The organism is Gryllotalpicola protaetiae (genome assembly GCF_003627055.1).
In the GTDB taxonomy this organism is placed as follows: domain Bacteria; phylum Actinomycetota; class Actinomycetes; order Actinomycetales; family Microbacteriaceae; genus Gryllotalpicola; species Gryllotalpicola protaetiae.
Genome location: NZ_CP032624.1, coordinates 1,322,644 through 1,343,621 on the forward strand (window position 1 = coordinate 1,322,644; position 20,978 = coordinate 1,343,621).

The window sequence follows — 20,978 nt, forward strand, 5'->3', positions numbered from 1 at the left end:
GCGGGTGAAACGACCGTTCCGCGGGAGAAACTCCTCCCGCGGACACGGCGTTTCACCCGCGCTCGCCTCGATTGCTACTCGGCGGTGCCGTTCGCGAGGTCGGCGAGCAGCACATCGCCGGGACGCACCTCCGACCACTCCGCGGTGATCTCGGCGCGCTCGAGCAGGCCCTCGATGCGGCGCGTGCGGCCGCGCGACGTGAGCATCACGACCGTGCCCGTCTTCCCGGCGCGGCCAGTGCGGCCCGAGCGGTGCAGGTAGGTCTTGTACTCGTCGGGCGCGTCCGCCTGGATCACGAGATCGATGTCATCGACGTGGATGCCGCGGGCGGCGACGTCCGTCGCGACCAGAACATTCACACGGCCCTTCGTGAGCTTCTCGAGGTTGCGCGTGCGCTTGGCCTGGTTGAGGTCGCCGTGCAGAGCGACGGCCGCGATGCCTTCGTCCTCGAGGCCGTTCGCGACGTCCTCCGCGTAGCTGCGCGTGCGCGTGAAGACCAGCGTCTTCCCGCCGCGGTCGACGAGCTCGCGGATGACCTCGAGCTTCTCGCGGTGGTCGATGACGAGCACACGGTGCTCGATGGTGCCCGAGGCCTGGTCCTCGCCGGCGACCTCGTGAACGGCCGGGTCGATCAGGAACTCGTTGACGAGCGCCGCCACACCGGTGTCGAGGGTCGCAGAGAAGAGCAGCTTCTGGCCGCCGTCGGCCGTGTGGCGCAGGATCGTCTGCACCGGCTCGAGGAAGCCGAGGTCGCACATGTGGTCCGCCTCGTCGAGCACCGTCACACGCACCTCGGAGAGGTCGAGGCGGCCCTGCTCGAGAAGATCGAGGATGCGACCGGGGGTGCCGATGACGATGTCGACGCCGCGCTCGAGCGCGACGACCTGCGAGCGCTGCGGAACGCCGCCGTAGATCTGGGTCGTGAAGAGGCCGACGGAGCGGGCGATCGGCTGCACCGTGCGGTCGATCTGCAGAGCGAGCTCGCGCGTCGGCGCGAGGATCAACGCGCGAGGCGCGCGACCGAACTGGCGCTTGCTGCGCTTGCCCGACTGGATCTCCGCCGAGCCTGAACGCAGCAGCCCCTCGACCACGGGCGCGCCGAAGGCGATGGTCTTGCCGGAGCCGGTGCGCCCGCGGCCGAGCACGTCGCGGCCGGCGAGCACGTCGGGGATCGTCGCCGCCTGGATCGGGAACGGGCTCTCGGCGCCCATGTCGCCCAGTGCGCGCACGATGCCCTGGCCGAGGCCGAGATCTGCGAAGGTCGTGCCCTCGACGTCGCCGGCCTGGGTCGCCTGGGCGGTCAGACGCTCGAGCACGACGTCGTCCTGCGGGGTGAACGAAGCCTTCTTCTGGGCGTCGCCATAGAAGTCGGAGGTGCGGCTGTCGCGACGCGGACGGTCGCTCTGCTCGAAGCGGCGCGGGCTGCGGTCGTCACGGTCGAAATGACGCGGGCGGTCGGTGCGGTCGCGCTCGAAGCGGTTGGAGCGTTCGAAGCGGCGCTCACCGCGGTCGAAGCGCTCGTTGTTCTCGAAGCGGCGGGCGGGGCGCTGGTCGCCGTCGAAACGGCGCGCGGGACGATCGGTGCGATCGAAATCACGAGCCGGGCGATCGCTGCGGTCGAAGCTGCGCGCAGGGCGGTCATCCCGATCGAAACGGCGCGGAGCGCGGTCGTCCCGATCGAAGCTGCGCGCGGGCCGGTCGTCCCGATCGAAGCTGCGCGCGGGCCGGTCGTCAGAACGGCGCGGTGCGCGGTCATCGCGGCCGAAACGACGCGAGCCGCGGTCGTCCCGATCGAAGCCACGCGCGGGGCGGTCGTCGAAGCTGCGCGGCGCACGCTCGTCGCGGTCGCGACGCTCGGGGTTCGCGCGGTCGAAGCGGCGCTCACCCCGATTGTGCTCGCGCTCGCGGTCGAAACGATCGAGCCGTTCGAAGCGCTGCGGGCGGTCGGACTCGCGACGGTCGGCCGAGTGGCCGCGCGCAACGCGCGTCTCGGACGACCAGCGGGTCTTCTTCTGCGGGGCATCCGACTCGGACTCGGGCTTGTACCCGCGGTGGCCGGGGCTGCGCGAGCCGGGCTTCGGCTTCTTGGCACGCGAATAGGAGGAATTCGGCTCGAAGTTCTTGGGCGCGCGGCTGCCACCGCGCTTCTCGTTCTTGGGCATGGAGAAGCCACTGCTTTCTGAAGTTGTGCATGAGTCAGAGCCCGCTCTGCGACGAGGTCCGGGAGCACGAATCGCTCCTACCGGCGCCTCTGACATACATACTTTGGGTTGCCCACACTGGGCACATCAGAAAGCCGACCTGACCAGGCTACGGCACCGGCCTGAGAGCCCGCCGCGCGGCGTGCGCGGGTGAAACGTCGCGTCCGCGGGCGGAAGATCGCCCGCGGAACTGCCGTTTCACCCGCGCACGCGGCCGTAGGCCCCAAACGGGTGTCCCAACTACCCGCCCACCCGTGCTTATGATCTGCGGGTTACACAGCAACGGGAGACGCCACCAGTGGCCACGCACTTCTCACCGGCGTGGCACCGTCTCCGCAATCGGGGGCGCGCCCTCGCCGCCATGTCAGCACTCGCGCTGACCGCCGCGCTCGCGGCATGCTCTGCGACGGATGCAGCGCCGACCGCAGCCGGCGCGCATGCCGCCCCCGCGGCGGTGGCGCACAGCGCCGCGCCGGCCGGGGTCGTCGTCACAGCCGACGTGCCCTACGCCGGCACCGCCGACCGTGCGCAGCAGCTGGATGTCTGCGCTCCGACCGCGACCGGGAAGCCGCGCCCCGCGGTTCTGCTGATTCACGGCGGCGGCTGGCATTCCGGCGACAAGTCGACAGTGCAGGACACGTGCGAGTGGCTCGCCAAGTCCGGCTTCGTCACCTTCAACATCGACTACCGCCTCTGGCCGACGGCGCGCTACCCCGCGCAGCCCGACGACGCGCTCGCCGCGCTGCGCTTCCTGCGCGCGCCCGCCACCGTGCGCCACTACGAGATCGACCCGACCCGCCTGGGGGTCTTCGGCGGCTCTGCCGGCGGCAACCTCGCGGCAACGCTCGCGACGCACGACAGCGGCCTGAAGGCGCTCGTCGACCTCTCGGGCCCCATGGACCTGACCGCTGGTCAACTGACGGCCCGGCAGGACCCGCGGCTGACGGCGGATGAGACCGGATACCTGAACTGCCCGTCGCTCGCACGCTGCCCGTCGGCGCCGATGGCGTCTCCGCTGCTCGCGGTGAGCGCGGCCACCCCGCCGACGTTCATCGGACAGGCATCCGTCGACTTCGTGCCCCGCGAGCAGGGCGACGCGTTCGCTGCCGCGCTGAAGAAAGCGGGCGTGCCGGTCACCGTCGAGGTGACCCAGGGCAAGCTGCACTCCTTCGGCGTGCTCACTCCGCGCATGCAGGCGGCCATCGCCGGTTTCCTGCACCGCCAGCTCGGCGAATAGGGTAGGCCGACCCCACCGTCCGACAGCACGAAGGAGTGCCGCCGTGAACCGCCGCGCCCAGACCCTCGCCCGCGCCACCGTCGCCCTGCTCGCCGTGGCGGCACTCGCCGGGCTCGCGGGGTGCACTTCGCAGCCCGCGGCGACGGCGCCGCAGGCATCCGCCGCCCCACTGCGCACCATCGCCGAGAAGTCTGGTCTGCGCGTCGGCGTCGCCGTCGACACCGACAGGCTGTCGGACAGCGCGTACGCGAAGCTCACTGCCCAGCAGTTCTCGACCGTGACGCCCGAGAACGCCATGAAATGGGAGGTCGTCGAGCCGAAGCAGGGCCAGTACGACTGGTCGGCCGCAGACAAGCTCGTCGACTTCGCGCAGGCGCACGGACAGCTCGTGCGCGGCCACAATCTGGTCTGGTACTCGCAGCTGCCGCAATGGCTCACCGACGAGGCGCCGAGCCTCACCGCCGACCAGTTGAGCGCGATCCTGCAGAAGCACATCACCGACGAGGTCACGCACTTCACCGGCAAGATCTGGCAGTGGGATGTCGTGAACGAGGCGTTCGACGACAGCGGGAACCTGCGCGACAACATCTGGATCGAGAAGCTCGGGCCCGACTACATCGCCGACGCGTTCCGCTGGGCGCACGCCGCCGACCCTGACGCGAAGCTGTTCCTCAACGACTACGGCATCGAGACCGACGGGCTCAAGTCGCAGGCCGAGTACGACTTCGTGAAGCAGCTCGTCGCGCAGGGCGTGCCGATCGACGGCGTCGGCTTCGAGACGCACCTCGACGCCGACGACCCCGAGCAGGATCTGCAGACCGTCATGACGCAGTACGCGAAGCTCGGCATCGACGTCGCGATCACCGAGGCCGACGTGAAGGCGCGCACCCCCGTCAGCAAGATCGACAAGACGATTCAGAGCTCGATGTTCGCCGACTCGATGAGCGCGTGCCTCGCGGTGAAGCAGTGCATCTCCTACACGCTGTGGGACTTGGACGACAAGGATTCCTGGATCCCGCAGTACTTCCCCGGAGAGGGCGGCGCGACGCTCTACGACGATGAGCTGAAGCCGAAGCCGCAGTACGTCGCGCTGCAGCAGGCGCTGGCGAAGGGCGTCAAGACCGCGCCCCCGCGCAGCAAGTAAGCGCCATCCGCGCGATACGGCCAACGCCGCGCGGTCCGCACGTACACAGCGCGCGGACGCGACCGTATCGCGCGGACGGAACTAGTTGGTCACCGCCGCGCGACGCGCGAGCCGACGCTCGCGCGCGCCCTCGACGAGGTTGTACAGCGTCGGCAGCACGACCAGCGTCAGCACCGTCGACGAAACGAGCCCGCCGATCACCACGATCGCGAGCGGCTGCGAGATGAACGAGCCATGCCCCGTGATGCCGAGCGCCATGGGCGTGAGCGCGCAGATCGTGGCGAGCGCGGTCATCAGGATGGGGCGCAGACGCCGAGAGGCTCCGTGCGCGACGGCCTCCGGCACAGGCATCCCCCGTTCTCGATATTGGTTCACGAGGTCGACGAGCACGATCGCGTTCGTCACCACGATGCCGATCAGCATCAGCACGCCGATGAGCGAGGCGACGCCGAGCGGGACGCCCGAGACGAGCTGCAGCAGGATCGCGCCGGTCGCGGCGAACGGCACAGAGACGAGCAGCAGCAGCGGCTGCCGCAGCGACTTGAACGTCGCGACCATGACGATGTAGACGATCAGGATCGCCGCGAGCAGCGCGAGCCCCAGCTGCGAGAACGCCTGCGACTGGCTCTGCTGCACACCGCCGAGGGTCGCGGTCGCACCGGTCGGCAGGTGCACCGCGGCGAGCGCGGTGTTGACGTCGCGGTTCGCCTGGGTGAGGTCCTGGCTGGCGGGCGTCGCCGTGATCGTCGCGCTGCGCTGGCCCTTGACGGTCGTGACCTTGGTCGGGCCGGTCGACTGATGCACGTCGGCGAGGTCGCTGAGCGCCACGGGGCCCGTCGCCGTCGGCACCTGCAGCGCCTTCAGCTGATCGACCGTCGTCGGCGCATCGGGGTTGTCGAGGTAGATCTTGAGCGTCGTCTGGTCGATGGCGATCGTGCCGATCTGCGTCGGCTGCATCGACTGCGAGACGAGCTGGCTGAGCGCGACCTCGGTGAGGCCCGCCTGCGCGGCCTTCGCACGGTCGACGTCGACGGCGATGTACGGCAGGTCGGCCGACAGCCCGCTGCTCACCTGGGTGAGGGAGTGATAGCCGTCCAGCTTCTTGACGAGCGCGTCGGATGCCTGCTGCAGACTCTCGTCGTTCGGCGCCGTCACGTCGATCTCGATGTCGCTGGAGCCACCGAGGCCCTGACTCGACGCGAGCTGCACGGTGCCGACGTCATGCAGGGTCTTCAGTTCGTCCTTGATCGTGTTCTGCAGGGCGACCTGGTCTGCGCTCGCGTCCGTGGTGACCGAGAAGGTCGTGCCGCTTCCGCCGCCGCCGAACGCGTCGGCGATCGCGCTGCCGCTGCCCCCCACCGAGGTCTGCACGATCTCGACTCCCTTCGTGTCGCGCAGCAGCTTCTCGACGGGCTTCGATGCGTCGTTCTTGGCGTCGAGGCTCGCGCCGGGCGGCAGGGTCTGGTTGACGGTGAGCGTGTTCTGGCCGCTGTCGCCGAGGAAGTTCGTGGTGAGCAGCGGGCCGAGCGCGACGGTGCCGACGAGCACCCCGACCGCGATGAGCACGGTGACGCCGGAGTGGCGCAGCGTCCACCGGATGATCGGCAGGTAGCCCCGCTGCAGCCGGGTCGGGTGCTCGAGCTCGTCGGTTCTTCCCGCCTCGATCTGCTCGTCGATCGCGGCGCGACTTCCGGGCTTGAGCTTGGGGGGCCGCACGAACCAGTAGGCGAGCACAGGCACGATCGTGAGCGCGACCAGCAGCGACGCGAGCAGCGCGATCGTGACCGTCAGCGCGAACGGACGGAACAGCTCACCCGTGACATCGCCGACGAAGGCGATCGGAGCGAACACCGCGACGGTCGTGATGGTCGACGCCGTGATCGCGCCGGCCACCTCGCGCACGGCCTTCACCACAGTCGCGGCCCGGTCGGCGCCCGGCACGAGATGTCGCTTGATGTTCTCGATGACGACGATCGAGTCGTCGACCACGCGCCCGATCGCGATCGTCAGGCCGCCGAGCGTGATGATGTTCAGCGTGTAGTCGCTCGCCCACATCACGATGAAGGTGATGAGCACGCTCGTCGGAATCGAGATCGCGGTCACGATCGTCGACCGCACCGAGAGCAGGAAGACCAGGATCACGATCACCGCGAATCCGAGGCCGAGCAGGCCCTCTTCTGCCAGCGACGAGATCGACTGCGTGATGAACGGCGCCTGATCGAACACGGTGGTGAGCTTGACGTCGCCGCCGAGCTTGTCCTTGAGGTCGGGAATGAGCTTCTTGACCCCGTCTGAGACCGCGACGGTGTTGGCCGCTGGCAGCTTGGTGACGGCGATCGTGAGCGCGGGTTCGCCGTTCACGCGCGAGAGCGTGGTGGTCGGGTCGGTATCAAGGGCGACGGATGCCACGTCGCCGATGGTCTTCGGCTGAACAGCCGCGGGCGCCGCCAGCGGCAGACCGGGTCGGCCCGAGGCATCCGCCCCCTGCCCTGAAATCAGCGGCAGTCCCGTGATGTCGTCGACCGACCCGAGCTGCGAGCCGGCCTGCACGGTCAGCGTCTGCGCGCCCTGCGTGAGCTGGCCGGCGCCGACGAGCACGCCGTTCTGCTGCAGCGCGCTCGTGATCGCCTGTGTGCTCAGCCCGGCGGCGGCAAGCTTCGCGCTGTCAGGTGTGATCGTCACCCGCTGGCCGGCGAGGCCGATGAGCTGGGCGTCGTCGACCCCGTCGACCTTCTTGATCTCGGGCAGCACGAGGCGCGTGATGTCGTCGCCGAGCTTGGCCGTGTCTTCCGTGCCGGTCGCCGCGATCTGGATGACGGGCAGATCGTCGAGGCTCGCGCTGATCACCTGGGGCGTGACGTTGGCGGGCAACGCCGACGAGATCTGGTTGATCGCCTGGTTGAGCTTCTGCTCGGCCGTGTCGAGGTTGGTGCCGTAATTGAACTGCGCCGTGATCAGCGACTGGTTGGTCGAGCTGACCGCCGACGTCTGATCGAGGCCCGGCACACCCTGGATCGCCGTCTCGATCGGCGTGCTGACGTCGTTCGAGACCACCGCCGGGCTCGCGCCGGGGTACGTCGTCAGGATCGCGAGCTGCGGGAACTGCACAGAGGGGATCAGTTCCTGCTTGAGATTCGTCAGCGCAAAGCCTCCGAAGACCGCGGCGCAGATCGTGATGAGGGCGATGAGCGCGCGGTTCTTCATGCTCAGGACGGCGAGACGATGCATGCGTGCATCCTGTCAGCGAGAGATAACGCGCACCTGGGTGCGCGGGACCGCCTCGCAGGGGTGGAACCGGCATTGCAAACGCGATATATCGTGTTATTCTGATCCTGCAGCGTTCGAGATATATCGCGTTTGGAGTGCGAAATGCCCGAAGAGAAGTGGCTCGTCAACCCGGGCCAGTCGAAGACCGTCGACATCGACGGCATCACGTCCGTCAAGATCAGCCTGATCGGCGGTCAGGTCGACGTCATCGGCCACGACGAGCCGACCACCCGCGTCGAGGTCTCCGCCGTCACCGGCAAGGACATCAAGATCACCACCGAGAACGGCCGCCTCGAGATCGACCACCCCCAGCTGCGCTGGGACAACTTCATCGACGTCTTCCGCAGTTGGCAGGGCCGCGCGCGCGCCGACGTGAGCGTCCTGGTGCCGCGCAACGTCGCCCTCAAGCTCGGCACGGTCAGCGGCCACGCCCTGGTCTCGGGCCTCATCAGCGACGCCCGCCTCAGCACGGTGAACGGCGACCTCACCGCCGACACTCTCGTCGGCAACGTCGAGCTCAATGCCGTCTCCGGCGAGCTGGCGGTTCAGAACCACCTCGGCGCCGTCAAGGCGAACACGGTCAGCGGCGACGTCACCGCGAGCGGCACGCTCAGCCGGGTCACGGTCGACGGCGTGAGCGGCAACGTCTTCCTCGATGTGCGCGGGATTCCCGACACGATCCGCCACAACACGGTGAGCGGCGACCTCACGCTGCGCCTCGACGGCGACGCGCCTGCCCGCTTCCGCGTCAACACGGTGTCCGGCGTGCTGCAGGTCGACAACTCCATCTACCGCGGCGCGGGCGCCCGCAACTTCGACTACCAGGACGGCCCGCTCGACAAGCTCTGGATCGACGTGAACGCCAACTCCGTGAGCGGCAACCTCTCCGTCGTCCGGCGCGCAGCGTCCACCGGCGCACCGGACGACGCGCCCAAGGCCACCGCATGACGCCCCCGGTCTTCAGCCACGGCAGCCTCCGCCTCTACCTGCTCAGCCTGCTCGAAGAGGCGCCGAAGCACGGCTACGAGCTCATCCAGGCGCTCGAGGCCCGCTTCGGCGGCACCTACAGCCCGAGCGCGGGCACCATCTATCCGCGGCTCTCGAAGCTGGAAGAAGAGGGCCTGGTCACCAAGACCACGCAGGGCCGCAAGACGGTCTATGAGATCACGGATGCGGGCAGGGAAGAGCTCACAGCACGAGAGGCCGAGCTCCGCGACATCGAAGCCGAGGTCACCGACTCCGTGCGCCGCCTGGCCGACGAGGTGCGCCAGGGCGTCAACGACGCCCTGAAGTCCCTGCGCGCCGACCTGGCGAGCGCCGCGCGCGAGTCGAAGGAGCACGCGAAGCCAGGCGATTTCCAGGCCGGTCCACAGAACCTCAACGTCGACGCACAGGTGCATTCGCGCTTCGCGCTGCGCGAGGCAGAGCTCGCCCTCAACGAGTTCCGCCAGCAGCTGCGCAGCGAGCTGCGGGCGGTGGCGGCCAAGGGCGAGCTGACGGATGCCGCGGTCGGCCGCCTGCGCGCCGAGCTCGCGCGCCTGCGGGCGGATGTTCTGCAGGTGATACACCGCTGAACACCTGCTTAGAGGTGTCCCGAGATCGCGGCGCGCGGTTTTGACAGGTGTTTGGCGGGTATTAGAGTTGCCGCTCGTGACAAACGAGGCTAAGACCTCAACCACCGAGGCCTTCTCTGCCAAACGCTGGTTGATCGGTGAGCCATTGGCGAGCGAGAAGCTCGAGGGCCAGCTGCTGCCGAAGCGTCTTGCGCTACCCATCTTCGCCTCCGACGCGCTGTCCTCCGTGGCGTACGGCCCGCAGGAGCTCATGCTGATCCTGCTCGCGGGCGGGGTGTCGTTCCTGGCGTTCTCCCCGTGGATCGCCCTCGCGGTCGTCGTCGTCCTCGTCACCGTCGTCGCCTCGTACCGCCAGCTGATCAGGGCCTACCCGTCGGGCGGCGGCGACTTCGAGGTCGCGCACAAGAACCTCGGCGAGAAGGCCGGCCTCATCGTGGCCGCCGCCCTGCTCACGGACTACGTGCTGACGGTCGCCGTGTCGGTCGCCTCCGGCGTCGACAACATCATCTCCGCCGCGCCGATGCTCCACGAGTTCCGGGTCGAGCTCTCCATCGTCTTCGTCGCCCTCATCGCGGTCGCGAACCTGCGCGGCGTGCGCGAGGCGAGCAAGGCCTTCGCGATTCCGACGTACGTCTTCGCCGCCAGCATCGCCGTCATGGTGATCACGGCCCTGGTCCGCACCGCCGCGGGGCACGCCCCGGTCGCGGAATCCGCCGGCTACTCGGTCGCCCATGTCGAGCAGCTCACGCAGGCCGGGCTGATCCTGCTGCTGCTGCGCGCGTTCGCGAGCGGCTGCTCGGCACTGACCGGCGTCGAGGCGATCGCGAACGGCGTGCAGGCGTTCCGCGTGCCGAAGATCCGCAACGCGCGCACCACCCTGCTGATGCTCGGCGGCATCGCCGTCACGCTGTTCGTCGGCCTCGTGATCACCGGCCTCATCGCGCATGTGCACTACGCGCAGAACCCGTGCGACCTCGTCGGCTTCGCGCACTGCACGACCGAGCCGCAGCGCAGCCTCATCGCGCAGATCGCGGCGGCGACCTTCGGCAACAACTCCGTGCTGTTCTTCGTGGTGCAGGCGGCGACGGCGATCGTCCTGCTGCTGGCGGCGAACACCGCGTTCAATGGGTTCCCGCTGCTGACCTACGTGCTCGCGAAGGACTCGTACGCGCCGAAGGCGCTCAGCACCCGCGGCGACCGGCTCGTCTTCTCGAACGGCGTCGTCGGCCTCGCGCTCGCGGCGATCGTGCTGCTGGTGATCTACCAGGCGAACCTGTCGAACCTGATCCAGCTGTACATCATCGGCGTCTTCGTCTCGTTCACCCTCGGTCAGTCGGGCATGGTGCGGCACTGGCTGCGACTGCTTCGAGACGGCAAGGAGGGGGCCGGATTCCGCACGCAGGACGGCGAGCTGATGAACCGCGGCTCGATCATCCGCAGCCTGAGCATCAACATGTTCGGCGCGATCCTCACGGCATCCGTTCTCATCGTCGTCACCATCACGAAGTTCACGCACGGCGCCTGGATCGTGTTCATCATCATGCCGGTGCTGTGGCTGCTGATGCTCGGCGTGAACCGCTACTACCGCGACGTCGAGAAGGAGGTCGAGGTCGACGCCGGCACGACCTACGGCTCAACCGGCGACCACGCGATCGTGCTCGTCGGGAAGATGCAGAAGCCGGCGCTCAAGGCGCTCGACTACGCGATCGCGGCGAAGCACGACTCGATCGAGGCCGTGCACATCGTCGTCGACGCCGAGTCGACCGATCGGCTCAAACAGCAGTGGAAGGACATGAACATCCATGTCCCGCTGACGCTGATCGACTCGCCGTACCGCGACTACGCGACCCCCCTCGCGAAGTACATCAAGAAGCGCCGCGAGTTCTGCGGGTCTGAGGTCGTGACGGTCTACCTGCCGCAGTACATCGTGGGTCACTGGTGGGAGCAGATCCTGCACAACCACCGTGCCCGGCGCATCAGCCGCGAGCTGATGCTCGTGCACGGTGTCGTGATCGCGCTCGTGCCGTGGCTGCTCGACTCCTCCGAGCTCATCTACGGGCGCCGGTCGCGCCCGCTGCCCGGCCAGGACCGCCGCGGCGAGCCGCCGCGCCGCATGCCGGCGCGCAGCCCCGGAGCGTCGACCCCGGCTGCTCGCGCCGCTGCCGCCGCCGAGGCGATCGCCGCGGCGAACGCCGAGGTGCGAGGCAGCGAGGCGACAGCGCCGGTGGCGACGCAGCCGGGCGACGGCGAGGTGCGAGAGCCTGCCATCACCGCACAGCCGAAGCGCTAGTCGAACTCGGCGACGCGCACGTCGTGCGGCGACGGGGTCCCTTTCCCCGTCTCAACGAGCCTCTTGAGACTCATGAGGTAGCTCGCCCACTTCGTGCTGCAGTGGTGCATGAACTCGACGGGCTCGGCCCATCCGCGATGGGCGAAGAGCAACACCGTCCAGTCGCCGTCGACGCGAAGCCGCCACTCGATGGTCGTGTCGATCCACTCGGCGGGGCCGCCTGTGACCAGCCATGTCACACGCTCATTCGGCACGGCCTCGATGACCTTCAGGTCGAAGCCGCCCGGCGGGAAGCGGAACACGATCGTGCCGCCGAGACCGGCGTCGCCCGTCGTGTCCTCCGTCCACCAGCCGGCGAGGCCGTCGATGGTGGTGAGCGCGTCGTACACCGACTCCGGCTCAATCCGCTCGACCGCGATGCGGTGCAGGATGTCGACCATGGCCGCCCTCCCCTAGCTCTTCTTCGTCTGACGCTGGATCGCCTCGGCGATCCGCTTGATGCGGGCAAGTCGGGCATCCCACGCCGCGCCCACGGCGGCGAGCTGCGCGACCGCGCGCGCGAACTGGGCCGCGTCGATCTCGTAATGCCGCTCGCGTCCGCTCACCGTGCCGTGCACGAGCCCGGCCTGGTCGAGCACTCCGAGGTGCTTCGCGACGGCCTGCCTGGTGACGGGCAGGCGTTCGCTGAGCGAGGTCGACGTGCCGGCGCCCTCGAGGAGCAGGTCGAGGATGCGGCGGCGGGTCGGGTCGCCGAGGGCGGACCAGAGCTCGTCGTCGATGGCCGCCGCGGTGGTCATGAGGCGCTCCGCAAGGACGCGGTGTACGGGGCGAGCTTCGGCAGGAAGAGGTTCCAGCCGGACACGTGGTCCTTGAAAAGCGACTCCGTCGCCGCGGCGTCCCAGCCGAGCTCACGGAAGCCGGTCTCGACGAACTTCACCGTGGTGCCCTCGCCCGTCGGCACGAGCTCGAAGGTGACGAGCATCGAGTTGCCCGGGGCGCCCTGCGCGCCGACCGGCTGGGTCCAGCGGAACGAGAAGCTCCGCGGCCGATCGAGGTCGACGACCGTGAAGCCCTGCACCTTCACGCCGTTGCCGCGGTCGCCGAAGGTGATCGATCCGGTGCTGCCCGGACGCGGCTCGTAGTCGGCCTCGTCCGGCCACCACTGCGCCACATGCTCCGGCATGCTGATGACGTCGAACACGATCTCGGGCGAGGCATCGATGTAGAGCTCGCGCCTGATCTCGCCGAGTTCGGCGCTGTCGAAGATGTCCACATGATCCTCCTGCAACTATCGGTTGCAGGTCAGAGTAGGCCGCCTTCGCGATTAACGCAACCAATTGTTGCGCCAATCGCAGCCTGCGCCGATTCATCGAGACCGGTCGAGGGCGGGCGTTCCGAGCTGCGGGCCTACCCGACGAGGCCGAGCGCGAGGCCCGGCTCGCGCATGATCACGTCGGGAACGATGAGGCGGTGGCTGCGCGGGTCGTCCGCCTCGCTGCGACCGACGAGGTCGAGAAGCTCGAGCGCGGCAGACGCGACCTCGTCGACGCGCTGGTCGATGCTCGAGAAGCCGATCGCCGCGGCGATCGGAGTGTTGTCGAAGCCCACGACGCGCAGGCTCCCGCGGGTCTCGATGAGCGCGCCGAGCGCAAGTGTGTCGCTGGCCGCGATCACGGCGTCGAGATCGGATGCCTGCTCCAGCAGCCGCCTCGTCGCAGCGCGCGCCGCGCCGACGGATTCCTCGGATTCGACGGTGAGCGCCGCCCGGGAGGCCGCGTCGACACCCGCCGCGGTGACGGCCTCGGCCCAGCCAGCTCGGCGCTCGTCGCCCGAGCCGGAGCCGGCCGGCCAGCCGAGGAAGCCGACCCTGCGGCATCCGTCGGCCTCAAGCCGTCGCACCGCCTCCGCGACACCCGCACGCCCGTCGACGTCGACCCAGAAGTGCAGCGGGTCGGCGAGGTCGGCGATGCCCCATGGCCGGCCAAAGGTCACGAAGGGCTGGCCGCGCTCGATCAGCCATTCGGTGCGCGGGTCGCCGTAGTACGTCGACGCAAGCACGAACGCGTCGACGACGGCGCCGTCGACGAGGCGCTGGAACTGGCGGATCTCGTCGTCCGCGTCGGTCGCCGTGTAGAGCATCACGGTGAGCCCGCGGGCCTCGGCGCGCTCGGTGAGGGCGTGCAGGAAGCGGTCGAGCACGGCGCCGGAGATGCCGCCGGCGAACGGGTCGAGGCGCACGGCGATCGTCGAGGCGCGGCGGGTGCGCAGCCGGCGCGCCGACGCATGCGGGCGGTAGCCGAGCTCGGCGATCGCCTCGGCGACCCGTGCCCGCGTGGCCTCACGCACGATCCCCGGCGAGTTCAGCACGTTCGAGACGGTCTGGCGGGACACGCCGGCCGCGTGAGCGACGTCGCTGACAGTCGGCAATCGCCTCGGCATCCGCGCCTCCCTTACGTGATCACAAGCGGGTCACTGTCCCCCGAAAGGGGTTGACAGCGGCATCCGTGCGCGTAATCGTTGTCCTACCTTATTTGATCGATCAAATTGTGCAATGACGCGGGTTTAGATCGTTCAAAGGGCGCATCGATGGGGATGTCAGAGGGAGTGGCTCGATGATCAGAAGACTCACCCGCACCGTGCTCATGGGCTCGGTCGCCGCAGCGGCGGCGTTCGCCTTGGCCGGCTGCGGCTCAGGTTTCGGCGGCAACAGCAACGGCGGCGGCAACTCGTCGGGAAGCGGCGGCCTCACCTCGTCGAAAGACCCGCTGACCGTGCTCATCGGCTCGAGCGGCGACGCCGAGACCGCGGCGGTCACGTCGGCCGTCGCCGACTGGTCGTCGAGCTCGGGCACCAAGGCGACCGTCATCCCCGCGAGCAACCTCGACCAGCAGCTCGCCCAGGGCTTCGCAGCGAAGAAGCCGGCCGACGTGTTCTACCTCTCGACGGGTTCGCTGCCGGGCTACGCGGCCAACGGCTCGCTGCTCGCCTACGGCAGCAAGCTTCCGAGTTCGCTCACGAGCGACTTCTACCCGTCGCTCGTCAAGAACTTCACCTACGACGGCAAGCTCTACTGCGCACCCAAGGACTTCTCGACGCTGCAGCTGATCGTCAACACCGATGACTGGCAGGCGGCAGGGCTGACGGATGCCGACTATCCGAAGACCTGGGACCAGCTGAGCGCCGACGCGAAGAAGCTCACGAGCGGCAGCACCACGGGCCTCGTGGTCTCTGGCCAGTACGAGCGCCTCGGCGCGTTTATGGTCGAGGCCGGCGGCAATCTGACGAACGCCGACAGCACGAAGGTGACGGCGAACAGCCAGGCGAACGTCGACGCGCTGACCTATGCGCAGGGTCTGCTCAAGGACGGCTCGATGAAGTTCGCGGCGGACGTCGGGGCGGGCTGGGGCGGCGAGGCGTTCGGCAAGAACCTCGGCGCGATGACGATCGAGGGGAACTGGATCTCGGGCGCGATGTCCTCCGACTACCCGAGCGTGCACTACAAGGTCGTGCCGCTGCCCGCCGGCCCGAAGGGCATGGGCACCCTGCAGTTCACGAACTGCTGGGGCATCGCGGCCGACAGCCCGAACCAGAAGGCGGCCCTCGCGCTCGTCGAGAAGCTCACCTCGAAGGACGACCAGCTGGCGTTCGCCAAGGCGTTCGGCGTGATGCCGTCGATCCAGTCGGCCGCCTCGGAGTGGAAGCAGGAGTTCCCGCAGTACGCGCCGTTCCTCGACGCGTCCGACTACGCACAGGGCACGCCGACGCTCAAGGGCGTGGCCAACGTGATCACCGACCTCGACGGGAAGATCGCCCAGCTCAAGACGACCGATCCGAAGACGATCCTCGACTCGGCCCAGAGCAATCTGCAGGCGCTGCTCAAGTGACCGACGTCGCACGGCGGCGCGGCACCATCCGCCAGGGCGAGGCCGCCTCCGGCTGGCTGTTCACCGCACCGGTGCTCGCGCTGCTCGCACTGTTCCTCGTCATCCCGATCCTGATGGCCCTCTGGGTCAGCTTCTCCGACTGGGGCGGCCGGGGCAGCCCGTTCGCCGCCGGCGTGCACTTCGTCGGCCTGAAGAACTACGAGACGATCACGCGCGGCGGCGGCCTCGCCGAGCAGAACTTCGGGCAGTCGCTGCGCAACAACCTCTGGTACGTGATCCTCGTGGTGCCGATCCAGACGACGATCGCGCTCGTGCTGGCATCCCTCGTCAACAGTCAGCGGCTCAAGGGCAGGGGCTTCTTCCGCACCGCGTTCTACTTCCCCTCGGTCACGAGCTCCGTCGCCATCACCGTGTTGTGGCTGTTCCTGTTCAACACGACCGGCGCCGTCAACAAGGTGCTGTCATGGGTCGGCATCCACGGCCCCAACTGGTTCAACGAGCCGCAGGGTGTGCTGCACGCAATCCTCGGCGCGTTCGGCGCCACGAACGGACCGGGCGCACTGGTGAACCACGGATTCCTCGGGGTCAGCTGGTGGGACTGGCTGGCCGGCCCGTCATGGGCGATGAGCGCGCTGATCCTGCTGGCGGTGTTCACGACCTCCGGCACCTTCATGCTGCTGTTCCTCGCCGCACTGCAGAACCTCTCCGGCGACCTGCAGGAGGCCGCGATGGTCGACGGCGCGAACGCGTGGGAGCGGTTCACGCGCATCACCCTGCCGCAGCTGCGCCCGACGCTGTTCACGGTGGTCACGCTGGGGCTGATCGGCTGCTGGCAGGTGTTCGACCAGGTCTATGTCGCGACCGACGGCGGGCCGGACGGCACGACGCTGACACCCGCGTTCCTTTCCTACCAGGCATCCTTCATCAACCAGGACTGGGGGCAGGGTGCCGCGATCGCCTTCATCCTGTTCGTGATCATCGTCGTGTTCACCCTGATCCAGCGCTGGGTGCTGCGCGAGCGCGCCGTGTCGAAGCGCCGACGGCTCAACCCCGTGCCGGCGAAGGTCGCCGGCCTGCCCGTCGGAGAGGTCGAGCGATGAGGCCGCGCCGCTGGACGACCGGCCGCATGGCGGCGCAATCGACGCTGTACGCGGTGCTGGTCGTGCTCGCCCTGGTGTACATCTTCCCGTTCCTGATCCAGATCGCGACGACGTTCAAGACGGACCCCGATGCCGCGGCCAACCCGCTGTCGCTGGTCCCGAACCCGTTCAGCCTCGCGGCGATCAACAAGCTGTTCACGAACTCGGATTTCCCGCTGTGGTTCCTCAACTCGGCGATCGTCACGGTGTTCGTCACGATCGGGCGCGTTCTGTTCGACTCGCTCGCGGGCTACGCGCTCGCGCGGCTGCACTTCCGCGGGCGCAACATCATCTTCGCGGGGCTCGTCGCGGTCATGGCAGTGCCCAACGTAGTGCTGCTCATCCCGAAGTTCCTTGTGCTCAACCAGCTGAGCATCTATGACTCGTACGTGGGCCTGATCGTGCCGCTCATGACCGACGCGGCGGGCGTGTTCATCATGAAGGGGTTCTTCGAGTCGATCCCGGTCGCGGTGGAAGAGGCGGCCCGCATCGACGGCGCCGGAACCTTCCGGCTGTTCTGGTCGGTTGTGCTGCCGATGGCGCAGCCGGCGCTCGTGACGATCGTCATCCTGTCGTTCCAGGGGTCGTGGAACGAGTTCTCGCACTTCGTCGTCGCCGCGCAGAATCCCGCGCTGACCACGCTCACGAAGGGCGTCGCCACGCTCGCGAGCGGCTCGCTCGGCTCGGGCACGCAGTACCCGCTCAAGCTCGCGGCCGCGATGATCATGACGATCCCGGTCGCCGTCATGTTCTTCATCTTCCAGAAGCGCATCATGAACCAGAGCGAGGGAGCGGTGAAAGAGTGACGGACCCCCAGGCATCCGCCCAACGCCCGCAGCCGCTGCTGCATACCGCGTTCTCGGTCATGCGCGCGCCCACCCAGGCGTGGTCGGACGCGCTCGGGGACATGGGGGCGCTGCCGGTGCACGGCCTGTACCACTCGAACACACGCGTCATCGACCGGCTTTCGTTCGAGATCGAGGGCCACGTGCTCGAGAACCTGCGCGTCCTCGAGGACGACGCACGGCACACCACCTTCACGCTTCTGCTGCGCGGGCTTCCGGGCGAGCGGGCCGATCCGCGCTTCCGCGTCGAACGCGCCCGCAGCGTCGAGGGCGGGCTGATGAGCGAGTCGATCACCTTCACCTCGGGGCTGGCCGCCCCGCAGCGCCTCACCGCGGTCCTGCGGCTGCACGCGGATTTCACGCCGATCCACCTGGTGAAGGACGGTCTGAGGCGCGACGACGCCGTCGCCGACTCGGTGACGAGCGACGAGAGCGGCACGGTCGCGACGTGGAGCGACGATGGCGTCAGTCTGCGCGTCACCGCACCCGGCGCGAGCGTGAGAGAGACGGATGCCGGGCTCGAGCTGCGCTGGCAGCTCGACGTGCCCGCGGGGAGCGCGCCCACGATCGGGTGGACGGCCGAGCTCGACGACGAACGCGCGGTCGTGCAGGCCGCGCCGGACGACCCCGGATGGGACCCAGAGGCGGTGCCGGCGTTCGACCTTCGGGTGCGCCGCTGGGTCGACCGCGCACTCACCGACCTCGCCGCGCTGCGGGTCACGCTGCACGACCAGGACGAGCCGTTCCTCGCGGCCGGCGCACCGTGGTTCCTGACCCTGTTCGGGCGCGACGCCCTCTGGGCCGCACAGTTCATGCTGCCGCTCGACCCGCAGCTCGCCCTCTCGACGCTGCGCTCGCTCGCGCAGCTCCAGGGGACCGCAGTGAACCCGCACACGGCCGAGCAGCCGGGCAAGATCATGCACGAGCTGCGACCGACGGCGCTCGAGCTGCCACAGCAGAAGATCATGCTGCCGCCGCTGTACTACGGCACGATCGACGCGACCCCGCTGTGGATCGTGCTGCTGCGCGACACGTGGCGGGCGGGCGTCTCCGGCGCCGAGATCACGGCGCTGCTGCCGAACCTGCGCGCGGCCCTCGAGTGGATGCGCGACTACGCCACCGGTGACGACGGATTCCTGCGCTACATCGACGAGTCGGGGCGGGGGCTCTCCAACCAGGGCTGGAAGGACTCGGACGACTCGATCCAGTGGCACGACGGGCGGTTGGCAGAGGGGCCGATCGCGCTGTGCGAGGTGCAGGGCTACGCCTACGCGGCGGCGATCGCCGGCGCCGAGCTGCTCGAGAGCTTCGGCGAGCAGGGGGGCGAGGAGTGGCGGTCGTGGGCGACGGCGTTGCGAACCCGCTTCAACGAGGCGTTCTGGGTGCCGTCGCCCGACGGGGACTACCCGGCGATCGCGCTCGACGCCCACGGCGACCGCGTCGACTCGGTGGCGAGCAACATGGGGCACCTGCTCGGTACGGGCATCGTCTCGCCGAAGCAGGCCGCGCTGATCGCGCGGCGGCTGCTGTCGCCGGAGCTGCACTCCGGCTTCGGGCTGCGGACGATGTCGACGGCGGATGCCGGCTACTGGCCGCTCAGCTACCACGGCGGCTCGGTGTGGGCGCACGACACGGCGATCGCCGTGCTGGGGCTCGCACGAGAGGGGTTCAGGCGCGAGGCGCGCGAGCTCGCCGACGGGCTGATCAGCGCCGCGATCCGCCTGGGGTTCCGGATGCCTGAGCTGCACTCCGGCGACGAGAGGCGCGGCACCGAGAGCCCGGTGCCCTACCCCGCGGCGTGCCGCCCTCAGGCCTGGTCGGCCGCCGCGGCGATAGCGATCGCCTTCGCGATTCGCTAGAGCGAGGCGATCACCTGACGGGCGACGGCACGACCGGCGCGGCTCGCGCCGATCGTGGAGGCCTGGGGTCCATAGCCGGCGAGGAATATACGGGGGTCTGACTCCACCGCGCCGTTCGCGACGGTCACTCCGCCGCCGATGTTGTGCAGCCGCAGCGGCGCGAGGTGGCGCAGCTCCGGCCGGAATCCGGTCGCCCAGATGATCGCGTCGGCGCGGGTGAACGAGCCGTCCGGCCAGCGCACGCCGTCGCGCTCGACGCGCGTGAACATCGGCCGGGCGACCAGCACGCCGCGCTCGATGCCGGCGGCGATGCGACGCGTCTTCGCGACGCCGGTGCCGTGCACGATGCTCGGCAGCGGCTTCCCGGCGCGCGCCGCCGCGTCCTGCTCGGCGACGGCGCGCACGCCGCCCTCCATGCTGAGCTTCTCGTCGTCGTTGAACTCGACCGGCCGTCTGGTGGCCCAGGCGAGCCGGTCTGCGACGCCCTCCAGCTCGAGCAGGAATCCGATCGCACTCGTGCCGCCGCCGACGACGACGACGGACTTGCCGCGGAAGTGCTCTGCCGAGGTGTAGGTGTTGGTCGCGAACTGCTCGCCGGCGAAGTCGCGGATTCCCGGCACGTACGGCACGAACGGCGTGCGCCAGGTGCCGCTCGCATTCACGACGAGCCGGGTGACGACCTCTTCCCGGTAGTCGGGGTCGAACTCGTCGGGCACACGCGCGTTGACGACGAGATCGGCGCCGCGGTTGAACACGCTCATCACCTCGACGGGCCGGAACACGTTCAGCCCGTAATGCTCCTCATACGCCCGGTAGTACTCCTCGACGACGTCTTTCGCCGGCCGGTGGTGGTCGGCGGTCGCGAAGGAGACGCCCAGTTCGTCCATGCCGGGCAGGTCGGCGACGCGGTGCGCGCTGCCCAGCGTGAGCGCCTCCCAGCGGTGCTGCCAGGCGCCGCCCGTGGTCGGCCCGCGGTCGACGACGACGAAGTCGACGCCCGGTTCCAGCTGGAAGCGCTTCAGGAAATAGGCCACCGAGAGACCCGCCTGACCGGCCCCGACGACAACCACCTGCGTGTGGGTCGGCAAGTGTCGCACGGGGCATCCAGGAAAATGAAGAGGGCGTGCAGGGCAAGGGCGGGCAGGGCGCCTCATGCTAAACTACCCGCTAGATTTCATCTCTGTTTGCGCCGGGTGGCAACACCCTCAACCCGGCCCGTCATCGTAAGGGGGTCTCGCATGGGGCGTGGCCGTCAGAAGGCAAAGCACACCAAGATCGCCCGCGAGCTGAAGTCCTACAGCCCGGACGTGAACTACGCCGCACTGGAGCGCGAGCTTGGTAGCCACACGTCCGAAGAGGACCAGTACGCGGCCTGGGCCGACTACGAGCCCGAAGGCTCTGAGGCCGAAGAAGAAGAAGAAGACGAGTATCAGGCTCGGCAGCCGAAGGGCGCCTGAGCGGCTTCTCGCGTAGACCTGCGTCGCCCCGCCTCTCACAAGGAGGCGGGGCGATTTGCGTGTCAGGGTGCGACGCGCCGC

17 protein-coding genes are annotated in these 20,978 nt (G+C 69.0%); 10 read left to right on the forward strand and 7 right to left on the reverse strand.

Translation table 11 applies throughout. From position 1 onward, the window contains the following. Positions 1-74: 74 nt before the first annotated feature. Positions 75-2,162 carry a DEAD/DEAH box helicase gene (locus D7I44_RS06485; RefSeq protein ID WP_120788744.1) on the reverse strand — a complete coding sequence of 696 codons (2,088 nt, stop codon included), beginning with the start codon at positions 2,160-2,162 and terminating at the stop codon, positions 75-77. A gap of 400 nt (positions 2,163-2,562) precedes the next feature. On the opposite strand from D7I44_RS06485, the gene D7I44_RS06490 reads away from it, so the two are divergent. Together D7I44_RS06490 and D7I44_RS06495 are read left to right on the forward strand one after the other, a co-directional pair. Beyond that, positions 2,563-3,438 (forward strand): alpha/beta hydrolase, encoded by an 876-nt coding sequence (locus D7I44_RS06490; RefSeq protein ID WP_162940100.1) that lies wholly within the window; start codon positions 2,563-2,565, stop codon positions 3,436-3,438. Between the two features lie 43 nt (positions 3,439-3,481). After that, on the forward strand, positions 3,482-4,582 hold the full coding sequence (locus D7I44_RS06495) for an endo-1,4-beta-xylanase (protein WP_181445604.1): 1,101 nt from the start codon (positions 3,482-3,484) through the stop codon (positions 4,580-4,582). Between the two features lie 81 nt (positions 4,583-4,663). On the opposite strand, the gene D7I44_RS06500 is transcribed toward D7I44_RS06495, so the two are convergent. Beyond that, entirely contained in the window at positions 4,664-7,810 is a 3,147-nt protein-coding gene (locus D7I44_RS06500; RefSeq protein WP_120788746.1) for an efflux RND transporter permease subunit, read from the reverse strand. Positions 7,811-7,951: 141 nt separating this feature from the next. Between D7I44_RS06500 and D7I44_RS06505 the strand changes: the two genes are divergently transcribed. From D7I44_RS06505 to D7I44_RS06515, 3 genes are all read left to right on the forward strand, one after another. After that, positions 7,952-8,797, forward strand: a complete 846-nt coding sequence (locus D7I44_RS06505; protein WP_120788747.1) for a DUF4097 family beta strand repeat-containing protein — start codon at positions 7,952-7,954, stop codon at positions 8,795-8,797. Next, on the forward strand, positions 8,794-9,423 hold the full coding sequence (locus tag D7I44_RS06510) for a PadR family transcriptional regulator (protein ID WP_120788748.1): 630 nt from the start codon (positions 8,794-8,796) through the stop codon (positions 9,421-9,423). The genes D7I44_RS06505 and D7I44_RS06510 overlap by 4 nt, the downstream gene beginning before the upstream one ends. 76 nt (positions 9,424-9,499) lie before the next feature. Further along, positions 9,500-11,713, forward strand: coding sequence for an APC family permease (locus tag D7I44_RS06515; RefSeq protein ID WP_245980074.1), 2,214 nt, complete (start codon positions 9,500-9,502; stop codon positions 11,711-11,713). On the opposite strand, the gene D7I44_RS06520 is transcribed toward D7I44_RS06515, so the two are convergent. The 4 genes from D7I44_RS06520 to D7I44_RS06535 all read right to left on the reverse strand — a co-directional run bounded on the left by D7I44_RS06520 (position 11,710) and on the right by D7I44_RS06535 (position 14,104). After that, positions 11,710-12,153 carry an SRPBCC family protein gene (locus D7I44_RS06520; protein ID WP_120788749.1) on the reverse strand — a complete coding sequence of 148 codons (444 nt, stop codon included), beginning with the start codon at positions 12,151-12,153 and terminating at the stop codon, positions 11,710-11,712. The two genes, D7I44_RS06515 and D7I44_RS06520, sit on opposite strands and share 4 nt — an antisense overlap. Before the next feature lie 12 nt (positions 12,154-12,165). Next, positions 12,166-12,510, reverse strand: coding sequence for an ArsR/SmtB family transcription factor (locus tag D7I44_RS06525; protein WP_120788750.1), 345 nt, complete (start codon positions 12,508-12,510; stop codon positions 12,166-12,168). Continuing rightward, complete coding sequence (locus D7I44_RS06530; RefSeq protein WP_245980077.1) at positions 12,507-12,986, reverse strand: SRPBCC domain-containing protein; 480 nt, start codon at positions 12,984-12,986, stop codon at positions 12,507-12,509. Before D7I44_RS06530 ends, D7I44_RS06525 begins: the two co-directional genes overlap by 4 nt. Positions 12,987-13,120: 134 nt before the next feature. Next, positions 13,121-14,104 (reverse strand): LacI family DNA-binding transcriptional regulator, encoded by a 984-nt coding sequence (locus tag D7I44_RS06535; protein ID WP_245980080.1) that lies wholly within the window; start codon positions 14,102-14,104, stop codon positions 13,121-13,123. A 221-nt stretch (positions 14,105-14,325) separates the two neighbouring features. Between D7I44_RS06535 and D7I44_RS06540 the strand changes: the two genes are divergently transcribed. The 4 genes from D7I44_RS06540 to D7I44_RS06555 are packed head-to-tail and all read left to right on the forward strand — an operon-like array spanning position 14,326 to position 19,440. Beyond that, positions 14,326-15,597, forward strand: coding sequence for an extracellular solute-binding protein (locus D7I44_RS06540; protein ID WP_181445605.1), 1,272 nt, complete (start codon positions 14,326-14,328; stop codon positions 15,595-15,597). After that, positions 15,594-16,697: a carbohydrate ABC transporter permease gene (locus D7I44_RS06545; RefSeq protein WP_245980085.1), complete on the forward strand. Its 1,104-nt coding sequence runs from the start codon at positions 15,594-15,596 to the stop codon at positions 16,695-16,697. The genes D7I44_RS06540 and D7I44_RS06545 overlap by 4 nt, the downstream gene beginning before the upstream one ends. Beyond that, positions 16,694-17,542, forward strand: a complete 849-nt coding sequence (locus D7I44_RS06550; protein ID WP_120788752.1) for a carbohydrate ABC transporter permease — start codon at positions 16,694-16,696, stop codon at positions 17,540-17,542. Before D7I44_RS06545 ends, D7I44_RS06550 begins: the two co-directional genes overlap by 4 nt. Beyond that, complete coding sequence (locus D7I44_RS06555; protein ID WP_342768604.1) at positions 17,539-19,440, forward strand: glycogen debranching N-terminal domain-containing protein; 1,902 nt, start codon at positions 17,539-17,541, stop codon at positions 19,438-19,440. Before D7I44_RS06550 ends, D7I44_RS06555 begins: the two co-directional genes overlap by 4 nt. On the opposite strand, the gene D7I44_RS06560 is transcribed toward D7I44_RS06555, so the two are convergent. Continuing rightward, a complete protein-coding gene (locus D7I44_RS06560; RefSeq protein ID WP_245980088.1) occupies positions 19,437-20,537 on the reverse strand; it encodes an NAD(P)-binding domain-containing protein in 1,101 nt (366 codons plus the stop codon). The genes D7I44_RS06555 and D7I44_RS06560 overlap by 4 nt on opposite strands. Before the next feature lie 141 nt (positions 20,538-20,678). Between D7I44_RS06560 and D7I44_RS06565 the strand changes: the two genes are divergently transcribed. Further along, positions 20,679-20,897, forward strand: coding sequence for a DUF3073 domain-containing protein (locus D7I44_RS06565; RefSeq protein WP_120788754.1), 219 nt, complete (start codon positions 20,679-20,681; stop codon positions 20,895-20,897). Positions 20,898-20,978 lie beyond the last annotated feature (81 nt).

What these genes read in the sequence shown, in the direction of transcription:
- D7I44_RS06550 (WP_120788752.1), top strand. Translation starts at nt 16,694, where the DNA reads ATGAGGCCGCGCCGCTGGACGACCGGCCGCATGGCGGCGCAATCGACG.
- D7I44_RS06490 (WP_162940100.1), top strand. Translation starts at nt 2,563, where the DNA reads ATGTCAGCACTCGCGCTGACCGCCGCGCTCGCGGCATGCTCTGCGACG.
- D7I44_RS06505 (WP_120788747.1), top strand. Translation starts at nt 7,952, where the DNA reads ATGCCCGAAGAGAAGTGGCTCGTCAACCCGGGCCAGTCGAAGACCGTC.
- D7I44_RS06525 (WP_120788750.1), bottom strand. Translation starts at nt 12,510, where the DNA reads ATGACCACCGCGGCGGCCATCGACGACGAGCTCTGGTCCGCCCTCGGC.
- D7I44_RS06500 (WP_120788746.1), bottom strand. Translation starts at nt 7,810, where the DNA reads ATGCATCGTCTCGCCGTCCTGAGCATGAAGAACCGCGCGCTCATCGCC.
- D7I44_RS06565 (WP_120788754.1), top strand. Translation starts at nt 20,679, where the DNA reads ATGGGGCGTGGCCGTCAGAAGGCAAAGCACACCAAGATCGCCCGCGAG.
- D7I44_RS06485 (WP_120788744.1), bottom strand. Translation starts at nt 2,162, where the DNA reads ATGCCCAAGAACGAGAAGCGCGGTGGCAGCCGCGCGCCCAAGAACTTC.
- D7I44_RS06520 (WP_120788749.1), bottom strand. Translation starts at nt 12,153, where the DNA reads ATGGTCGACATCCTGCACCGCATCGCGGTCGAGCGGATTGAGCCGGAG.
- D7I44_RS06540 (WP_181445605.1), top strand. Translation starts at nt 14,326, where the DNA reads ATGATCAGAAGACTCACCCGCACCGTGCTCATGGGCTCGGTCGCCGCA.
- D7I44_RS06510 (WP_120788748.1), top strand. Translation starts at nt 8,794, where the DNA reads ATGACGCCCCCGGTCTTCAGCCACGGCAGCCTCCGCCTCTACCTGCTC.